This window comes from Chitinispirillales bacterium ANBcel5 (assembly GCA_029688955.1).
GTDB lineage: Bacteria > Fibrobacterota > Chitinivibrionia > Chitinivibrionales > Chitinispirillaceae > Cellulosispirillum > Cellulosispirillum alkaliphilum.
In genome coordinates, this window is sequence record JARUKZ010000019.1 from 54,300 (window position 1) to 75,395 (window position 21,096).

Sequence of the window (21,096 nt, forward strand, 5' to 3'; positions counted from 1 at the left end):
TTTGATTAAATCTAGTTACAGTTTATTATTCTGAATCTGAATTCAGCGATTGTTCCTCAGCCACAGGAGTAATTTCCGGTGTGATCGTAACACCTGGCTTATCCTTTTTAAGTGTTCTTGGCAAAACCCGTGATTTCTTTGCAGATTCAAGAGTATCACCTTTAATAACCTTCATTATCTCCTCTCTGTCGAGCATTTCATGCTCAAGCAGCGCTTTTGCAAGCCACTCTAACTGATCCCTGTGTTCGGTAAGAATCGCTTTTGCCCGTTCAAGCTGTTCTTCGATCACCGAACGCATCACCCGATCGATTTCTTCGGCGGTCTTATCGGAAAAGTCACGATGGCGATTCATATCTCTACCCAGAAAAATCGAGTCATCCTTTTCACCGTACGAAAGCGGGCCCAGCTCATTGGTCATACCATAATCGCAAATCATTTTTCTGATAAGACTGGTAGCCTGCTTTATATCATTGGATGCCCCTGTTGTCTGATGATTAAATACCATCTGCTCAGCCATTCTTCCCCCAAGCATTATACAAACCCTATCCAGGATATACTGCTTTGTGTAGCTGTGTTTGTCTTCACCTGGAAGTGAATAGGTTACCCCTAAGGCCCGTCCACGCGGTATGATTGTAACCTTATGAAGCGGATCGGCATCCTTACAGTGAATATTACATATTGCATGGCCCGCTTCGTGATAAGCAGTAGTCTGCTTCTCTTTTTCCGACAACACCATACTTTTTCGTTCAGTACCCATTACGACTTTGTCTTTTGCCTCTTCGAAATCAAGCATAGTAACACACTCCTGACCAAATCGTGCGGCCATAAGAGCTGCCTCGTTAACAAGGTTAGAAAGATCTGCACCAACAAAGCCCGGGGTTCCCCTCGCTATAGTATGAAGATCTACATCCGGGGCCAACGGAGTGTTTTTAGTATGTACTTTGAGTATCCCTTCACGACCCTTCACGTCTGGCATATCAACCACAACCTGTCGGTCAAACCTGCCGGGTCTGAGCAATGCCGGATCCAAAACATCCGGGCGGTTTGTGGCAGCTATAAGTATGATACCGGAGTTAACTTCAAAACCATCCATCTCAACGAGCATCTGATTAAGAGTTTGCTCTCTTTCATCATGACCACCACCAAGACCAGCCCCACGCTGTCTCCCCACTGCGTCTATTTCATCAATAAAAACGATACACGGTGAACTTCTTTTTGCGGTCTCAAAGAGATCTCGGACTCTGGATGCACCTACACCCACAAACATTTCCACAAAATCAGAGCCACTCATAGAAAGAAACGGTACTCCAGCTTCACCGGCCACGCACCTGGCAAGTAATGTCTTACCGGTTCCCGGAGGCCCCAGAAGCAATACGCCTTTTGGAATTTTACCGCCAAGTTTCTTAAACTTCTTTGGATCTTTAAGAAACTCTATGATTTCAGCAAGCTCACCTTTAGCCTCCTCTACACCAGCTGCATCAGCGAACGTAATCTGAGGACGGTCAAGTGAATGAACTTTAGCCTTACTTTTGCCAAAAGAAAACATACCTTTCTGGCCACCACCACCGTGCATATTTCGTATGAAAAATATGTATATCAGTATAAGCAGTCCGTAAGGAAGGATGCTTAGAACAATGCTGCCCCAGGCTCTGTCCTGCTCAAAAGTATAAGGGATTCCATATTCATCCCACTCTCTAAGCATATCTGAATCTACAAAGGGAAGATTAACGACAAAATGTTTCGTCTCCGCCGGTTCCTCAAGAGAGGGTATAACCGAGAGATGAGAAGGATCTGCTACTTCTCCTCTTAACACAGCATTGTTTATCCCCTTCTGCTCCACCACAACGTCTACGATCTCAACAGCACCACTTTTCTGCTCCTCGCTTTCAACCTGCTCTGCCTCCTGACCAGGTTCCCCTGTGTGAGAAAGCAGTGCTTTAAATTGACTGTAGGTCAGCATCATCTCTTTCTCGGAATTGAAAGTTTCAACAGAGCGTAATGCCAGAACAAATGCCACTATAATCAAAAGCCACATAAGAATCTTTTTTGATGGATCCTTTCTTGGGCCTTTGGGGCCGCCATTATTTTGCTTGCGACTTTTGTTATCTCCAACAGGCTCAATGCCTTTATCTTTTTTTTCTTCAGAACCCAAATCAATTCCTCCACAGAATTTAAGTATTAAAAATCTTACACTAAAATAAATAATTACAGATTCTTGTCAGCCCTAAATCGGCCCCTTATTGCAGTTTTTCACTGAGAATCGATTTAAAGCTGACAAAGATTATTTTTCTGCAACCAGGTTTTACACGAAATTTCTCCGAAATTCTTACCCCCGGCACCCAAACCACCTCACCTTTGCAGGTTGTTACCACTCCGATTCTTTTCCTTTCTCTCTTTAAAATACCCTGTTTGGCTAAAAAATCGGCTAGTTTTGTCTCTTTGGTGGCCCCCAGTGGCCAAAACCTATCATCCGAGACAATGGTTCTATAAATCAGTGGCATGTACTGGTCTTGTACGTTGAGCCATACAGTTTTATTGTCTGAAGGTGGATTTTCCCCGGGTAAGGGTAAACTGCGCACCTCAAATACTGCCCCACCCTCTTTACATTCTGTGTGCCCGGCTGATTTAAGTACACAACTAAAGGGTTGAAACGTATCGTTTTTGGGACACAGCACCACATTGTGTCTGTCTGCATAGCACAGCCAATGACCAGGCAGCAGAAACTCTTCCCCGCTTTTTTTCTGAGCAGTATCGAGTACTCTTTGAATATGATCTCTTTGTACAGGGATACCAAACTTTTCAAAAAGTACCACCATGGCGTTAGAAGCTACCACCGGTTTTTCAAACCCTTTTTTGCTTACATGAATACAATCTGTACCGAAAGCTATTACGTGAGATTGTATCCATATATTGATATTTTCCTCGACCAAAGAGTTAATTTCTCTCATTGTCTGGGCAAAGCCACAGAGGTGTTCGATGACTTGTGACTCCCTTTTTTTAATCACCGGCAACACTTCTTGTCTGAGCCAGTTACGTTTAAAAGAGATGTCGTAGTTTGATGAATCGGTTCTAAAAGCTAATGAAGTGCTGCTAAGCCACTCAATCAGCATCGCTCTTTTCACATTTAAAAGCGGCCTTATGACCCCATCATTACGAACAGGCAGTATAGACCTGAGTCCTCTGATTCCAGAACCCCGCATAATACGCATTAATACCGTTTCAGCCTGATCATCAGCAGTGTGAGCGGTAGCGATGTAGTCGAATCTGTGTTTTTGCTTCAATTGGGTAAAAAACTTATACCGTTCTTTTCGGGCCCATTCCTCTATGCCGCTCTCTCCCGGGCGTTTATGTTTTAGTCTTTTTATATAAAGCTCTTCACCCGTAACCATCATTTTGACAAATTGCTCATCCTCATCAGACTCTTCAGCCCTAAGTCCATGATTTACGTGAGCTACAGCCATTTTTGAACATGATAGATGATGTTTAAGGTTTTTAAACAGATGATATAAAGCTACAGAATCAGCCCCGCCGCTGACACAGAGTAAAATAGAAAAATCAGTTTTTAAATTATTTTTACAAAAATCAAGTACAACGTCTTCAGGCGAGTTGAATTCCAGATTATTAGGAGGGTAAAAGCCATTACTAGATTCCATCATAAAGTGCGGACCGTATATGAGTTTGGAATTTAAAGATGGAGAACCGGAAAGTGAAGATGGTAGCAGCGGAGGGAGTCGAACCCCCGACACGTGGATTATGATTCCACTGCTCTAACCTACTGAGCTACGCTGCCACAAATTGTGCAACAAATATATGTTTTGAGAAGAGAGCAGTCAATAAAAAAAGCATAGGTACTGCGTTTTTCTCACCCTTCTTAGAACATAAAGGAACGATCTCTGTCTTTTTCTCTTGAACGTCTGGGAGGCCCCAGAAGATCAATCATACTGCCATCACGTCGCTGTCTGACATTGGTATGCAGTGCACAGGTATCCAGTTCCTGTGTACTAAGCAAGACTTCCTGAGATGTTTCGGGGCAATTGTTTGTTGCTATAAGATGTGATTCATTACAAATTGTTTCAGATTTAACCCCCTGAGGCCGTTGAAAGTTGGTGACCGGTAAATCTCGATGCAGGGCACTCATTGTGCTCACCCATATTGGTATGGCTGCGTGGCCACCGGTAACCCCCCTGCCCATTGAACGCCTCTCATCTATTCCAGCCCACACTCCTGTTACAATCTGGGGGGTAAAACCAACAAACCAGGCATCAGAGTATCTGTTGGTGGTTCCGGTTTTACCCGAAGCCGGCCTGGTAAATCCCTCTCGCCGTATGGCAGCCCCTGTTCCGCAACAAACCACCGTTTGCATCAAATTACTCATAAGATAAGCGGTTTCAGGAGTTATCACTTCGGTGGTATTGGCAGCGTTCTCTTCTAAAACTCTGTTATTATTATCCAATATTTTAGTAACAAAATAAGGTTCTGCCTGCACACCGGCATTGGCATAGATAGAGTAAGCGCTTGTAATCTCCATCGGTGTAACTTCGCAGGCACCAATTGCCAGAGATGGTACAGGATTCATTGTATGTTTTAGTCCCATACGCCGTGCATATTCTATAACGCGATGGGCGCCTATGCTGTTAAAGAGCTGAATTGCAACCAAATTAACAGAACTTGCCATAGCTTCCCGAAGGGTGATTGGTCCTCTGAATGTTCGGTCATAGTTTTCAGGCCTCCATTCGCCTTCCGGAGTTTCAAGAGTGATTGGTTGATCTAAAAGCACACTGGCAGGATTGTACCCTTCATCAAAAGCAGCGGTAAAAACAAAAGGCTTAAAAGCAGAACCTGGCTGACGGCGAGCCTGTATTGCCCTGTTAAATCTGCTTTCCTGAAAATCCCGTCCCCCTACGAGGGTAAGAATTTGGCCGGTAGTTACATCCAGTGACACAACCGAAGCCTGTGCTCTTCTTAGCCTCAACGAATCGGGGAATGAAGCGAGCTGTTCACTGTTAGCAGCATAAATAGAATCAAAATCAGCTAAAAACTCATCTCTTGAAATACCCATCTCCCTGTACACGCGGGTACTATCAAGAAACTTCCTGTTGAGTCGAGCCTGCAACACTTCGATTCTGGCAGTAACGGCCTTTTCTGTGGAATCCTGTGCTACCGGATCAAGGGTGGTATGAATTTTTAGACCACCATTGAAAAGTGCATCGTCACCGTAGCGCCCGGCAACATACCTGCGCACCATCTCTACAAAGTAGGACCCAAGAGGCGTTGGTCGCTCCCGTGGATTTGCTACGATTGGTTGCTCAATTGCTTGTGCTGCTGTTTGGCCGTCAATAGCACCGGTTACGACCATTGAGCTAAGAACGGTATTTCTTCGTCTGGTTACCCGTTCAAGATTTGCCTCTCTATCCGGCCTAAAACGTTCAGGGAGCTGAATGATACCGGCTAAAGTAGCCGCCTCATTTAGATTTATCTCAGAGACATCCTTACTGAAATACTGCTCGCTGGCAGCCTGCACCCCATACACCCCGGCACCCAAATAGACCTGATTGAGATAAAGCTCAAGAATCTCCTCTTTGGTGAAACGCTGTTCAAGCTGAATAGCAGTAAGGGCTTCTCTTACCTTCCGTAGCATTGTAGTTTCAGAGGTAAGATAGAGGTTTCGGGCAAGTTGCTGAGTTAGGGTTGAGGCACCCTGTGCGTACCGTTTATGCACGATATTTCCCACTATCGCTCCAAATATTCGATGTATATCGATTCCCCAGTGATCATAATATTTGCGGTCCTCAATGGCCAGTACTGCCTGCTGAAGCTCAAGCGGTACCTCATCAAGTGATACCCAGTACCGTCGCTCTGTGCTGAATTCATGAAGCAAACTGCCATCACGGGCAAAAACTTTGGACACAAGGGGCTGCTGAATATAATGAAGCTGAGTATGAGTAGGAAGTGACTCATACAACCGGTACAAAAACCAGGCACCTGAAGCACCTGCAAATGAAAATAGTATTACGAGCACCAAAACCAGTATAATCACCGGCTTTCCCTGTACATTGGTACTCTTCTTCTCCACCTCTGGATTCTGATTCTTACTGGATAGGTAAATTTCTTTATCGTTTTGCATGATTTTAAAATATAGCCAGATTACAGGCAAGTCAAATGTTTAAAAAATGTAATTAACCTATAAATCACTCATAGATAATAAAATTAATTGATTGTACTCAGCAATACATCAAAATCGAAAAATAACCCTATTCATCCTCAACCAGATACAATAAACATATACACAACTCTGCATTTTCGCTATATAATAATATAGATAGGGTCATAGGTACAACTCGGTTCCCCAAAAAAAATTATGTTCAATCTAAAAAGTTTTAAAAAAATCCTGCTTTTAACCCTCTTTGCCCTTGCATTACCCTCATGGGCAACCCGACGAAATGTGGGGCCTGAAGAAACATACACCACCATAAATGCAGCAATGGATGCCTCCCAATCCGGCGATACCATTTGGATCATCGGTCCCGGTCCATATGATGAAGATGTGCCCCTTAACTTCTGGAGAGGCGAATTAACCTTAATGGGCGCATGGAATGATCCCGATTCTTTCCCCACCATTCGCTTATCGGGCTCCAACTTTGATTCCTGGATTTCAAACGATACGACTCATCTGTATTTTCGAAGACTTGAGTTAAATAATATGTCGTTCCCCGGCGGCTCTGATGGAAATCTCAAAAAAATGGTTTTTGAGCAGTGTATAGTGACTGGTACCACCTCCTCTTTTATAAATTTCCCACAGAACATCCCCGTTGATGCTCTTCAATTTAAAAACACCATTTTCAAGAATAATCCCGGAACAATTTTCAACAGATCGGGGGTAAACTTTAACTGGCCGGGGCCCTACGGCAGAATCGTAAACTGTGTTTTCTATAATAACGGTACAATTAACTCTGGTGAAATTTCTGAAGAATATATAGCTGAAAACAAGTTCTATATCATTAAAAACAGCATCTTTAAGAACAACACCACTATTACCAATGAAGTGAACCTTAAGCAGCAATGGATCCACAACATAATCCCCACTTCAGAATCGTTAGACGACTGGGGCGAAAACAGTATAAGAAACGATGATCCGGGGTTCATAAACTCCTCCCCTTCTCTTGCCAGTCACTTCGACATTACCAAAGAGTCTGTAGCCAGAGATGCCGGCACCACATCCAATGCCCCAACAATTGATATCAGAGGAGAGCAGCGCATAGGCACAAACGATATCGGAGCATATGAATTTTTAGCCGTACCGCTGGTGTGGGACATCTCCACTGCCCCCGGTATCCAGCCCGGAGATGGTACATGGGGAGTTGATAACTTCTGGACCCAGGAAAACGACGACGGCACAGTTCTTCGCCCATGGCCCCTGGAAGGGGATAACGCCAAATTTGCCGGTGAAGACGGCGGGCCCTATTACATAAGTGTCGATGGTGAGCAAAACCTCTTCTCCCTGAGTTTTGAAAACTCTGGTTATGAAATAAGCGATGGTACACTTCAGTTTGGTGATTCTACGGCTACTATCGTTGTTGAAGATGGGAAGAGCGCAACTGTTGCTTCTGTTGTGGATGGATCTCAGGGGCTTGCAAAAGAGGGAACCGGAAGCCTTACGATCACTGGAGACAATACATTTTCGGGAACCGTAACTATAGAAGAAGGGGTGTTAAGGAGTGGTACCGCTCAAGCCCTGGGCCACAGTGATAATGATGTCTCTGTGGTAACGGGAGGGAGGCTTGAACTTTCGGGGTCAATTACGATAGAAGACAGAACCATCACGATTTTAGGAGACGGGGGTAATTTCAGAGGGGCTCTTCAGAGCCAATCCGGAACTAACATCTGGAGCGGACCGGTTATTCTGGGTGATAACAATGCACGAATTGGTGCCCAGTCAGGGCAGACATTATTAATTGATGGGCCAATCAGTGATGATGGTAACTCCTATAATCTGGTCATAAACAGTGGCGGTGGTGTTACCATCTTAGGCGGAGCCAATACCTATGGTGGCATGACACGAGTTTACAATGGTACCCTGCGGATAAGTTCAGATGACAGGCTACCCCTGCAAACGGAACTTCGTCTTGGTGTTGGTGCAAGCGGAGATGGAACCTTTGATCTAAACGGGTATAATCAAACCGTTGCCGGATTAAGTCTTCATGACCCGGTAAACACTCAAAGCACAGTGACAAATAACGGTGCACAGCAATCGGTATTTACGATAAACAACGCTGGTAATTTTCTGTTTGGTGGTAAAATTGAAGATGGAAACTCTTCCTTACAATTGATCAAAAACAACAGCGGAACACTCACCTTGACCGGAAATAACACTTACAGTGATGGTACTGTAATCAGTGATGGTACTCTGCAAATAGGAGACAACGGAACTAGCGGTATGATTCAGGGTGATATCACCAATAACTCTTCCCTGATATTCAGTCGCTTTGATGATATTAACTTTGATGGGGTTATCTCAGGAAATGGTGAGGTAACAAAAAGTGGAGATGGTACACTTACATTTACAGCAAACCATGACTACACAGGATTAACAACTATTACAGATGGTACACTGCGGCTCGGTGATGGCGGTACAAGCGGTGGTATTGCTGGTGATATCGTTAATGATGCATTGTTGGTGTTTGATCGCTCAAGCGGGCTTATTTACCCGGGTAGCATTTCAGGTACAGGAGATGTTACTAAACAGGGTAACAGTGTTTTGGTTTTTACAGGTGAAAACAGTTACAGTGGCACAACTACCGTAAATGAAGGTACACTTGAAATAGGCAGTGGGTTAACCTATGGTTCACTTGCAGGAGATCTGGTTAATAACGCTCATGTTATTTTTAACCGCTCTAATACTCTCACCTACCCCGGTGATATTTCCGGCACTGGTAATGTTAGTATCCTTGGCGGAGGTACGCTGATATACACAGGGGATGCCAACCATACAGGTATAACCAACGTCTATGATGGCACTCTTCAGATTGGTAATGGCTCAAGTGGTTCAGTGAGTGGAAACATTGAAAACAACGAAACACTTATCTTTCACCGAACCGGTTCACTCTCTTACAACGGTGTAATATCCGGATCAGGTGATCTTATAAAATCAAACAGCGGTACATTGAATATCAGTAACACCCAAATCTACGAAGGGACTACCACTGTTAATGAAGGGACATTGGTTGTTTCGGGGGAACTTGCAAATACAGCTGTTATAACTGTTAATAATTCAGGTACACTTGCCGGCACAGGTATAGTTAACGGCCCTGTGATTATTGAAAATAATGCGGTACTAAGCCCCGGAGACAATGGTCCCGGTAAGCTTACAACCGGTACACTTACCCTAAATGATCAATCGATACTCAATTTTGAGCTGGGAGACAACTCAGACAGTGTTGTGGTCGAAGGGGATTTGGAGCTCAATGGCATAATCAATATTGCAGAGCTTCCCGGATTTGGTGTCGGAGAGTATACAATATTTACCTTTTCGGGTGACCTGATAAACAGAGAGCTAAACTCCGGTAGCAGACCTGAAGGATATAGTATTTCCATCATAACTGAGAATAATGAAGTAAAAGTTGTGGTAGAACCAGAGATGAGCCATTATGTCTGGGATGTTTCTGACTATCCCGGTTTTCAGGCAAATGATGGAGTATGGGGTACCGATAATTTCTGGAGCAGATCCGATGGCGATGGAACAGAGCTTGTAGCCTGGCCCGGTACAGGATATACGGCTGTTTTTGCTGGAGATGAAGATAGTGGTGAAAGTGGATTCAGCGATAACCATAGCACTAACCTCGATGATTGGGATCAGTACGGAAGAGACTGGGAACTGGTAGATAATTACGCTCAACCAGTACAGTCCAATGACGCAGGTTTCCTGATCCATAACTATGAATGTGCTAATAATGGTGTGTACACTGCAACCTACACCTACACACCAGAAAGCCATTATAACATGCATAATGGTGGCATCGTTTTCAGATACACAGATCCAAACAACTATTACTTTGTAGGGATAAGAATCGGTTGGACTGATGGCGCAAGCACAGATAATCAGGTTAGGTTTTTTACTAATCAACTCTGGGTAGACGATCAAGGAATTTTGATTGAGAATAATCTTAACTTTGGTGGCATCACTGAGTTTACTCTCAGAGTTGAAATGGAAGATAATACCTTTGACATTTATCTAAATGATGACCATATCGGCCAGATCACCGACAATCAACATCCGTCTGGTAGGGTTGGTTACGGCCATCAATCAGAGTGGAACCCCCAGGCCAGATTTGTATCCTCCTCCTGGAGCGATAATTCCGGCCACGCTCCCGGCCCCTACTCTATTTCTGTCGATGGTGCACAGGATGTCGATGAGCTTCGATTTTTTAGACCGGGATACACTCTAAGCAATGGTACTATCAATTTAACCGGTACGGCTCCTACCATCTATACAGAGTATAAAGCACAAATTGGATCAGTTATAAGCGGTAGTAACGGATTGATAAAAAGTGGTACCGATACGCTGGTTTTAACGGGTGAAAACACCTACACCGGTGGAACACATCTTATTTCAGGTACACTTGCTCCAAGGACAAATACTGCTATAGGTTCCCAATCCGAAGTTACGACCTTAGCAGGAGGCACACTGGATATTGGATTACATAACTTGCGAGTGCAATCGCAACTCAATGCTGCGGGTACTGCGCAGATACTCTCTACTACGGGTAATAATTTCCTCGATGGTGCGATATCGGGTGGGGGAACTTTAAACATCACCAACACCTCAGGAGGGATAATCTCTTTTGAAAATAGCCTGAGCGATTTTACCGGAACGATCAATTTTCACCAGGGTCAAATTCGGTTAAATGGGTGGGATGTCGCGCCTTCTGCCAGTAGCGCAACCATAAACCTTTCTGGCACATCGACACTGTTTGCACATTCTATAAATGGTCCGGTCAATATTGGTTCCTTAGCTGGAGTCAGTGGAACAACGGTCAGGACCGGTAATGGTAACGCGATATTTAGAATCGGACACCTCAATACAAGTACTATCTTTGCAGGTTCGATTACCGACAACACATCCGCAGGCTCGTTCACCACAGTAGAAAAGGTAGGCACAGGTACTCTAACTCTTTCTGGAGCAAACACCTACACAGGAATAACAACAGTTTCCCAGGGCACACTCAGTGTTACCGGCTCTACCGCATCAGGTAGTGACGTAACGATAAGCACAGGCGCCACTCTCACCGGAGACGGAAACGTTGCCGGTACAGTTACAGTTGATAATAACGCAGTAATTGCCCCGGGAATAGGCACCGGTAAACTCTCCACCGGTTCACTTTATCTTAGCGAAAATTCAGTGCTTGAGTTTGAGCTTGGAGATGAATCGGACACCATAGCAGTTACAGGCGACCTTACCCTTGATGGTCTTATAAACATCACCCCATCCGCTGGCTTTGGTCCAGGAGCCTACACAATCCTCACCTATTCGGGTGATCTGGACAATAAAGATTTGAGAATTGGTGCTGCACCAACCGAATACGTTTATGGCGTTAATACTTCAGAAACACCAGGAGAAATTATTCTTGAAGTCCTTCAGGCTGAACTTCTTCCTGTAACTGTAAGTACCGATGCGGGTGACGAGCGCTGTTCTGTTTACACCGATAACTGGACGCTCATCTTCGATAATAACCGGGGCGGTGGTATTTCTGTTGTGACCAACAGCTCGCACGGAAATTACACAGGTTCCACAGGTAACCAGGCGGCTGGTGACTATGGGCTATATTTCATAAGAATAGACGATGATCGTTCCTGTTCAAATGGTAGCTGGTCAATAATCGATTCTACCCGCTTTTTTGCAACCATTCGTCAAAGCGGAGTGATCAGTGGTGTTAACTACAAAATTGATTATACTATTCATGGATCTGGCAGAATTTATATCAGAACCACTTTCCACAACCAGACTACATCAACTATAACATCAAACATCTACCGACACGGAATAAGCCGCAGCCAGGCAGGTAATACGGTTTATTTTGGAGGAGAGGATGCCTGGTCGTGTCCCTATACCCTTATAAACCCATCGCAAACAGAGCATTTCAATATTCTCTTAGTAATGAAGAACATGTGGAATCTGTTACATTTTAAAAGTTACGCTACCGGTCTTCACCATGTAGAGGACACTGTTGCTATTTTCAACAGATTTATGGAAACGAACCTGGGAGCAGATCAGAAGCAAATCTGGGAATTTATGCTCGATATCACAAATACCGAGTGGAGCGATACAACGGGTGTGGGTAAAGTCGTTGAAGAGTACCGAAGCCCCGGTTCTTTGTCATTTACTACAGGCACACTCCACATGGAAAAAGCATGGGAAAACCATCTCAGTGGTCACTGGACATTCGAAGAGGGAACTGGTACAACTGTATACGACAACTCAGGAAACACTATCACCGGAACGGTTACCGGCGGGACCGGTTCATGGGTTGACGGTATCAGGGGCAAAGCCCGTCAGATGGATGCAAGCCAGTATATTGATTTTGGAAACCAGGCCTCACTTGCCGGTACATCCGGATTTACGGTAATGGGTTGGATAAATCCTGCAAGCGATGTGTCTTCATCAACTGAATTCTTTTCAAAACACAACGGCACTGATGGCTACAAAGTTTCTGCGGATGCAGAGCGATATCTTGCGGTTACAGTGAACGGTACGACTGTAGGTGCCACTGTAGGGCGTATTGATACCGACACCTGGAACCATGTTGCAGCAAGCATTTCAGACAGCACTATCAAGCTCTATGTTGATGGTAAACTCAAACGTATCCACACCGGTTCTTTTAACCTAACGGCTAACAGTACTTCTGCACAGATAGGAAATGGGTTTAACGGAATTGTGGATGATTTCAGGTTTTATAATGATATTGTTTCGGAAAATACCATTAAGACCATCGCTCAACACGGTTACAGCTCTTCGCAGGGGTTTTACAAAGTCCGTGCTGATAATAATAACACGGTGCATTTCTCTATAGATGGCAGCAATGAGCTCATTCGCTTCCCTGTATTTGTCATTGCAAACTACTGGGCCGACCAACTGCCTGCTGCGGGAGCTGTAGTTCTTAACGGTGTACCGCTTACTGAAGGCATCGACTACTTTGCTTCTATCAGGCACAATAACCTTTACCTCGGTTTAAACAAATATGTAAGCAACAGTTCGAGGTTGTTTGTTAACAGTGAAAGCGGGAAGTGGGCACAGGCAGTAAATCCAACCAAAAAGATGAACTGGGGGGGAGATGCATCCCAATTCTATGTTAAGAACTTTTCGGGAGACTCTTTTGGGTCTCACGCGTACAATCAGTTCTACCTTCAGTGGAAGATGGATCACACCGAGTCCGGACAAGGCGGAGAGATGTTTGAGCTTAAATCATCGCAAACATCCGGCATAAGCACAATTGTCAATGCAGCCAATCGTTTGCCAACCGACAATTCCTGGACTATGGGATTTTTTGATATAGATGTTGGGGCACACAGGCCCAGATCAAATCGTGATGTACAGTCTACTCCAACCTACACACTTCTGGAAAGTTCCGATGTAAGAGTACGGTTCAGAGTAGATACCCGAACGGTGGAAAGCACAAGCAGCTATGATATCACCACCATTTGGACTATCTATCCAACAGGTCAGATTTTTCGGTATGATACACTGAGCGATTTCAGCCACGATATAAACACCATTTTGCTCCGATACGCAGCCCAGAATAGGCCAGGTGTTACAGATTACACATCGCACGCCAGGTTGCGCGGCGGTGTATTTGGAACCGATCTTTTCCAGGATTTTGCGGTGGCAAGCCTCAGCACCGCCGACCAAAACGGAATCATGGATCTCTTCGTTGAGGTAGATCACCTGGAAGATAGTTATTCAGCTATTGAATTCAAAAATGCCGCTGCACTAAGCAGACTCGACGGCCCGTTCACTTTTGCCTCCTATATCAACATTATGAACAACAACATGTCGCAGGCCTTTATAGATTCTGTGGCCAATTCTGTTCAAAACATAGGGATTGGCGGAGCATCGCTTTATATGATGGAAGAGGGTGGAACTCTTCTGGACAACACCCCCGGGGACAGAACCGGTGATGGTTTTAATGAGAGTGAAGGGGCATATGTAGTGAGTGCCATGAACAATACCGTTCATTTCAAACTCCCGGCTCAGGGTGATACCTGTCGCTTCTATCCGGCTTTCAGAATCACCGATTACTACTCTTCAGCAAAACCACAGTACATATTTCTCTATACTGATACCGATACCATGGCATTGCTTGAAGGGTATCAATACAACATTTTCCATAACAAACCAAATAACGAACTTATCTTTCAACTTGACACAGTGCTTTGTAACACCACCGGTATATACATATCCTCAGATGTTACACTGGCAGTAACTCTTTCCGATTTCCGGGCTCTTCCCGGAGACGGACTCGATACCCTGAGTTGGCAAACGGAAAGTGAACAGGACAATCTCGGGTTTTTCGTCTACAGAAGAATAAGCCCCGAGTTTTTGGATAGCATTCATTCTATTATCGATGATACCGAAACAGAAACAGATACACTAACCAATAACGCCGCGAAACTTGTCAATACGAGTAAAATCTGTTTTAACGATACTTTATGGATCAAAGTAAATCAAAGAATCATTCCCGGAGCGGAATCGGGTGTTTCATACGGCCTGCGTGACTACAAGTATATAGACCGGGGATTACATAATGATGTATTATACGAATACAAGTTAACGGCTATCGATTTTTCCAATGTTGTGGATACTATAGGATATGCTGAAGCAATACCAAGAGCAAGAATTCCTCTGAATTTTATCCTGAAACCAAATTTTCCCAATCCATTCAGAAGAACTACCACTATCAGATTTGAATTGCCGGTAGAAAGTTATGTCTCACTTGAGATCTTTGATCTCAGAGGCAGACTGGTAAAACAGTTGTTAAGACCCGACAGGCTTATGGCACCAAACTTTCATCAGGTGGTCTGGGATGGTCGAAATGAAGCGGGTCAACCGGTGAGTGCCGGGCAGTATCTTTATCGGATCAGAACCGACAGGTTTGTGAAAACAAGAAAAATGATTAAATTCTGAAGCGTATGGTATAATTTTTGTTCTACTCAATTCCCTCCTTAAGTTTTAAACGGAAATAAAGTATATTGATTCACTGAAATTTAAGAAAAAAAAAGGAATATGCAGTGGAATCAGAAGCGTTTGCTTTCTATAGCAAAAGGGTTAAAGATCTTACCCACACCATTAATGCATTGAGAAAACGTAGTGCGCTTATCAGTAATGTGCGTTTGTTGCTGTTTTTGGTCGCTGTAGCAGGAGTGCTTTACAGTGGATATCAGGGACAGGTTGTCCCTATACCGATTGGCATTTCGGTTTTAGCACTGACTATGTTTATTGTACTAATTATTAAGCATGGAGAAGTTGGTGAGAAGTTAAAATTTTTCCAAACGATACGCTATATAAATGAACGCGGGATCAAGCGCTGTGAAGGAACGTGGCAAGATCTCCCCGACACTGGTGAAGATTTAGATACCCCTGAACACCTCTATTGCGCAGACCTGGACATCTTTGGAAAAGGCTCTCTTTTTCAGCATATCAGTTCAGCGCATACCCTTGAAGGCAGAAGATTTCTTGGATCTCTGCTTACCTATAATGACCCGGATCCAAATACAATCACACACTATCAGGGAGCGGTAAAAGAGCTCTCCACGCTCACTAAGTGGCGCCAGGAATTTGAGGCTAAAGCAAGTCTGGAAGATATATGTAAAGAAGACCCTCAACCACTTATTGAATGGATGGGCTCAGAAACCGAATCTCAATCACTGGTCCAAAAAAGATGGTTCTTTACTCCCTTTCCATTTATAACTATTCTCCTTTCGGTTGTTTTGGCTTTCTTTGTAAACCCTTCATGGATTTTTCTGTGGATTCCTGTGAACCTGATTACATACTTTGCCATCGATCAGAAGATTAACAAAGATCTTAGCCGGTTTGAACACTATGAAAATTCTATAGCCGCATACTCCACTCTTCTTAGAATGATAGAAAGTGCTGATTTCTCCTCTTCTAAACTTCACCAAATAAAAAGTAGTCTTGATGGAGAGCATCGTATAGCGCCATCCAAAGCTGTTCGGATATTTAATAAACGTCTTTCACTTGCCCAGATTCGCCATAATGCTTTCGTAGCTTTTTTTCTCAACCTGTTTTTCCTCTGGGACCTTCAAACCCTTTATCTGCTCTATTCCTGGAGGAGAAAATTTGGGACAAACTTTAGTCCCTGGATCGATTCCATTGCCACAATTGAAGCATTCATCTCATTATCAAACCTGTTTTTTGAAAACCCACAGTGGAGGTTTCCAAAACTTAACAAAGATACAGATGAGTTTTCAGCAAAACATCTGGGACATCCCTTAATTCACCAATCAAAGCGAATAACCAACGACTTTAACAGCCCCGGGAAGAAAACCGCGACCATTGTAACCGGATCCAATATGTCAGGAAAAACCACCTTTCTCCGAACAATTGGTATCAATCTGGTTCTGGCTTATTCAGGAGCCCCCGTTTGCGCTTCGGAGTGTAGCACTCCCCTTGTTAAAATTTACTCCTCAATGCGCATCACCGATGATCTTCAGGGCGGTATCTCCACGTTTTACTCTGAACTGATTAAAATCAAACGCATTATAAACCATCTTTGCGATGATCGTGCACTGGTGTTAATTGATGAAATATTCAGAGGTACAAACTCAAGAGACCGCCATACAGCGGCTCTAATAGTTATTAAACAATTGCTTAAACATAACTCTATGGTGATTGTTTCAACTCATGATTATGAACTAACAAGTCTCGAAAAGAATGATCCTTCTATCTACTTTAATTATCACTTCAGGGATACTTATACAGATAACACAATCCACTTTGACTACAAGCTTTACCCCGGACCATCAGATCAAAGTAACGCACTGGCGTTGGTCAGGTTGGCAGGAATCGATGTGGAGTAGAATAACTTCTTGTGCTCATCGTCCTGGATACCGTAAAGTATAAATCATCAGGCCCAAAAGATTCTACTAACAACCTGTTTACTACTAACATCCAGTATCGGTTGTTACTGCACGGTAAAGGCCGCAAGCAGAGCATTTCTCATTTAAACAGCATTAAAAAAACCTCCTCAAGATGATAGCGTACATCTAAAGGAGGTTTTCGATTTTTTTTAAACGTATTTTAATCCTATGCGCACCGGGGTTTTAGCTGTGTATCCCCCGTTTTAAGCAGCTTTGCGTTTCCCTTTATCTTCACCTTCTACCTTAACGTCCTCTTTTTTCACCTCACCACTTACCTTTTTCTCTTCAGTGTGAGCTTCTTTATGAATCTTAAGCTCCTCTTTTACCTTAGGGCGTTTCCGTATTTCTACCTCTTCTTCCCTAACAGGTATTCTTGTTTCCCCTTCCTTAAACTCCCTGTCTTCAGGCTTAAGCTGTTGCGTTTCATCACTAACGGGTTTGCGCTCAACAATTACCTCTTCCTTTGAAACCGGAACGGTGAAGTTTTTCATCTCTGTATGAACCACTTTTCTCACCCTTACCTCGCCTTTTTGACGGGCAACCTTAACTGCTTCAAGCTCCTCTTCCTTAACCGGAACAGTCAGTTCGTTAGTTTTTTCGTAATCAGTCCAGCCTTTATAATCCTTTTCTTTCCATTCACTCAGTTCTGTTTGTTTCTGATTGATTATACAATCACTTTCCTTTATTTCCATTACATCATCATAACGGAAAGTAAAATCTTTGGGGAAGAAAAATCCTTTTTCTATTGTTAAATAATCATCATTGAGTTCGATTATTTTCCCCAACTTTTCTCCATCCTGAGTGTAGGCATTCAATCCCTCTTTTGCTCCTGGATACTTCTCCAGAAACTGTTTTTTCTTAAGCATAATGTACCCCCCTTTTACAGTGAAAATATGGGATATGCGCATATAATATTACGCCGCCCGAAAGCCCTTTAGTATGCCGAAATCTTCATTTTCCGCACAAACAGTAAGTTTTACTATAGAAAAACTATACAGTTTTTAAGGCTCTTGAATTTGGGATCTCAAAAAAAAAGGAAATAAACGTTTGATAGATTAAAAAAGGTTATTTTTAAACGTTAAAATTTACACTCTTCTGGGATGAAAAAATACAGATTATTTACGAGTGCACTGAGGAGTAAATTGTGTTGAAAGCTATTATAACGGTGGCAAGGAATGGGTAACGCTATTACCCCAAAAGAGTAATAGCGTTATTTTTTTTAAATGCAGACCCTGGTTAGTCGTTTGTCTTTGCTGCTTTAACTGTTTTAAGAAGAGAGTCGATTGTATTCTCATCCACATCCCTTAAGGAGACCATGGCGTCTTCGTGTCCTGCTTCAGCACAAAGAGCAATGGTGTAGCAGTTTGTTCCAGCCCTGATCAGTTTCAATGCTACGTTGGCATAATGACAGTGCACCCCAACAAAGATACAAACGTCTATCTCATTGTGCCAGATAGTGATATTAGGATGGTTGGGGTTAATTTCAACTTCTGGGTTAATCTTGGGATACTTTGGCCTGTAATCGGCCATGGGTATTACTTTGGCATTACACTCCTGAGCCAGTTCTTTTATCAAAGCAGCCTTTTTCCCTACCGTTTTGGACCAGTTCCAAAGAAGCAGGGGGCCTGGAAAGATTACCGGATTTTTTGCTCCAAGAAGTTTTTTGGCGATATGTGACAGCGCCTGGTCCTGGGAAGTAATTTCTCCTTCAATGAGTGCCTGCCCGCGATCAGGCAGCTCAACTCCCATCATCGCAGCCGCCGGAGATATAAATCCTTCAGGGCCGGCAACCACACTATATTTTTCCTGATACATTTTTTTCAACTCCTGTGAGCATATTTATGCCCTTTAAATCCCCTGATACTAAACTTTAGTCTTCAAATATACTATGTTGAATGGGGTTTTGCACCAAAAAGGTGGGGTGGAAATAACCTTCATTCCCTTTTACTTCTCAACGCTCAAAGCTCATAGCTGGATACAGCGTGTACGGGCACGTTTGGGTGGAGCCTTGGGCTATAGTCGGGGGGAGGAATTTGGAATTTGGAATGAAGGAATGAAGGAATGAAGAAGATTGCCCCAGGTAGAGAAACCATGGGGCTAATATAGAAAACCCCTTTGGGGTATTATAGCGACGTTCCCAGGCGTTTGATATAGGCAGATGTCCTAAACCGTTCGAGCAGTTCCTCGAGCGTAGCCGAGAGGCGTAACTGTTCTAATATACTGTGATGAAAATAGTAACAATCCTTTTTTTTCTTTCCCTTTTCCTGCTTAATTGGGCTATTATCGTGGGTAAGAAAGTAAAACGAAATGCCTTGCTTTCTCTCCCCTCTTAAGCGCTGAAAGCGAGCAATTTAATAGCCCGAGGTAAGCCAGTCTTCTGGCGCAGCCCCGGGTGCTGGCGCGAAAAAAGATCACAAGCGCTGAAAGCGCGGGATATTCGTTGATGCCATCGAAAAAACAGAGGTAAAAAGTTTGGGATGTGAATAGGAGAGATTTTTATGGGGCTAAAGGCGGTAGATTGGGTCACCCCCGGGCGTCAATGGTGAAAGCGTGAAAGGACCCGTTTGGGGGGACCCTTGGGCTATGATCGCGGGAGGAAGAGGGGAATGGGAATACCATTCCTGTTATATATCCATATTTTTTTCGTTCTTCCATTATACTACACGAGTAAATACCGATCGTTTGGTCTTGATCTTTTCTCATAAGCGCTGAAAGCGCGTTATTCTATAGCCCGGGGTAAGCCAGTCTTCTGGCGCAACCCCGGGTCCTGGGCGCAAAAAAGATCCCAAGCGCTGAAAGCGCGTAACATTCGTTGATGGCTATTGGGATTTGTGGGAAAAAGGATTTATATGGGCGTCCTACGCTGAAGCTACGGAGGCCAGGGCGACAATATAATTACTAATGACCAAGTACTAATTAAAGATTAGGAAATAACAATTTTCCCATTTTCCTGCTCAACGCTCACAGCTCATAGCTCATAGCTATTTAAAGCGTGAAAGGACCCGTTTGGGGGGACCCTTAGGCTATGATCGCGGGAGGATGGGGGAATTTGGAATTCTTGTCTCGCGGTATTGTCGCCCCACATTACCCCAGGTCCCCAGGTAGGAAACCTGGGGCTAATATAGAAAACCCCTTTGGGGTATTACATACTAATTCCCATCGGTTTAATCAGGCTAACAGCCGAATTTGTATGATCTTTGGTTTTTGTAGAAGGATTGTTCATTTCTCTTGCTCCTTCCTGCTCAACAGGGCGGCTTTTTCTATTGTAGATGATACTTTCTTTGGCCTTGATCTCCCTCTCAAGCGCTGAAAGCGCGCAATTTAATAGCCCGGGGTAAGCCAGTCTTCTGGCGCAGCCCCGGGTGCTGGTTCAAAAAAGATCAAGCGCTGAAAGGGCGGGATATTCGTTAAAAGATTAGGAATAACCATCTTTCTTTTTTCCTGCTCAACGCGCAATGCACATAGCTCATAAGCTATTTAAAAGGACCCCTTCGGCTATTATCGCGGGAAGTGAGGGAATTTGGAAATACATCCCCAATTTTCTCAATCTCTTTTACGTTCTTCCGTGAAACACTTAATGTACCCCAAATAGATCAAACGTTTTAGTCTTAATCCCCTCTTAAGCGCTGAAAGCGCGCGATACAATAGCCCAGGGTAAGTCAGTCTTCTGACGCAGCCCCGGACACTGGTTCAAACAGTGAGGAACACTGGTGAAATAGTGAGAAACACGGGTAAAACAGTGAGAAACACGGGTAAAACAGTGAGAAACACGGGTAAAACAGTGAGAAACACGGGTAAAACAGTGAGGAACACGGGTAAAACAGTGAGGAACACGGGTAAAACAGTGAGGAACACGGGTAAAACAGTGAGAAACATGGGTGAAACAGTGAGAAACATGGGTGAAATAGTGAGAAACATGGGTGAAATAGTGAGAAACATGGGTGAAAT

At 43.8% G+C, this 21,096-nt stretch carries 8 protein-coding genes and 1 tRNA gene; 2 read left to right on the top strand and 7 right to left on the bottom strand.

Features of this window, described 5'->3' with window-relative positions:
* Nucleotides 1-25: 25 nt before the first annotated feature.
* From ftsH to QA601_11515, 4 genes are all read right to left on the bottom strand, one after another.
* On the bottom strand, nt 26-2,152 hold the full coding sequence (ftsH, locus tag QA601_11500) for an ATP-dependent zinc metalloprotease FtsH (GenBank protein ID MDG5815708.1): 2,127 nt from the start codon (nt 2,150-2,152) through the stop codon (nt 26-28).
* 85 nt (nt 2,153-2,237) lie between these two features.
* Complete coding sequence (gene tilS, locus QA601_11505) at nt 2,238-3,656, bottom strand: tRNA lysidine(34) synthetase TilS (GenBank protein MDG5815709.1); 1,419 nt, start codon at nt 3,654-3,656, stop codon at nt 2,238-2,240.
* Nucleotides 3,657-3,713: 57 nt separating this feature from the next.
* Nucleotides 3,714-3,790 (bottom strand) — tRNA-Met (locus tag QA601_11510).
* 81 nt (nt 3,791-3,871) lie between these two features.
* Nucleotides 3,872-6,073, bottom strand: a complete 2,202-nt coding sequence (locus QA601_11515; protein MDG5815710.1) for a PBP1A family penicillin-binding protein — start codon at nt 6,071-6,073, stop codon at nt 3,872-3,874.
* A gap of 285 nt (nt 6,074-6,358) precedes the next feature.
* Here QA601_11515 and QA601_11520 point away from each other — a divergent pair, with 285 nt between their 5' ends.
* Nucleotides 6,359-15,175, top strand: coding sequence for an autotransporter-associated beta strand repeat-containing protein (locus QA601_11520; GenBank protein ID MDG5815711.1), 8,817 nt, complete (start codon nt 6,359-6,361; stop codon nt 15,173-15,175).
* A gap of 104 nt (nt 15,176-15,279) precedes the next feature.
* Nucleotides 15,280-17,088 carry a hypothetical protein gene (locus QA601_11525; protein ID MDG5815712.1) on the top strand — a complete coding sequence of 603 codons (1,809 nt, stop codon included), beginning with the start codon at nt 15,280-15,282 and terminating at the stop codon, nt 17,086-17,088.
* Nucleotides 17,089-17,351: 263 nt separating this feature from the next.
* Here the strand turns inward: QA601_11525 and QA601_11530 are convergent, their stop codons facing one another.
* The 3 genes from QA601_11530 to QA601_11540 all read right to left on the bottom strand — a co-directional run.
* Nucleotides 17,352-18,014 (bottom strand): YsnF/AvaK domain-containing protein, encoded by a 663-nt coding sequence (locus QA601_11530; protein ID MDG5815713.1) that lies wholly within the window; start codon nt 18,012-18,014, stop codon nt 17,352-17,354.
* Nucleotides 18,015-18,384: 370 nt separating this feature from the next.
* Complete coding sequence (locus QA601_11535; GenBank protein MDG5815714.1) at nt 18,385-18,963, bottom strand: carbon monoxide dehydrogenase beta subunit family protein; 579 nt, start codon at nt 18,961-18,963, stop codon at nt 18,385-18,387.
* Nucleotides 18,964-20,838: 1,875 nt separating this feature from the next.
* On the bottom strand, nt 20,839-21,096 hold a 258-nt coding region (locus QA601_11540; protein MDG5815715.1), incomplete at its 5' end, for a hypothetical protein.

Bases quoted from the DNA above. Each gene is read 5' to 3' on its own strand.
- QA601_11520 (MDG5815711.1), top strand. From the start codon at position 6,359: ATGTTCAATCTAAAAAGTTTTAAAAAAATCCTGCTTTTAACCCTCTTT.
- QA601_11530 (MDG5815713.1), bottom strand. From the start codon at position 18,014: ATGCTTAAGAAAAAACAGTTTCTGGAGAAGTATCCAGGAGCAAAAGAG.
- QA601_11535 (MDG5815714.1), bottom strand. From the start codon at position 18,963: ATGTATCAGGAAAAATATAGTGTGGTTGCCGGCCCTGAAGGATTTATA.
- tilS (MDG5815709.1), bottom strand. From the start codon at position 3,656: ATGATGGAATCTAGTAATGGCTTTTACCCTCCTAATAATCTGGAATTC.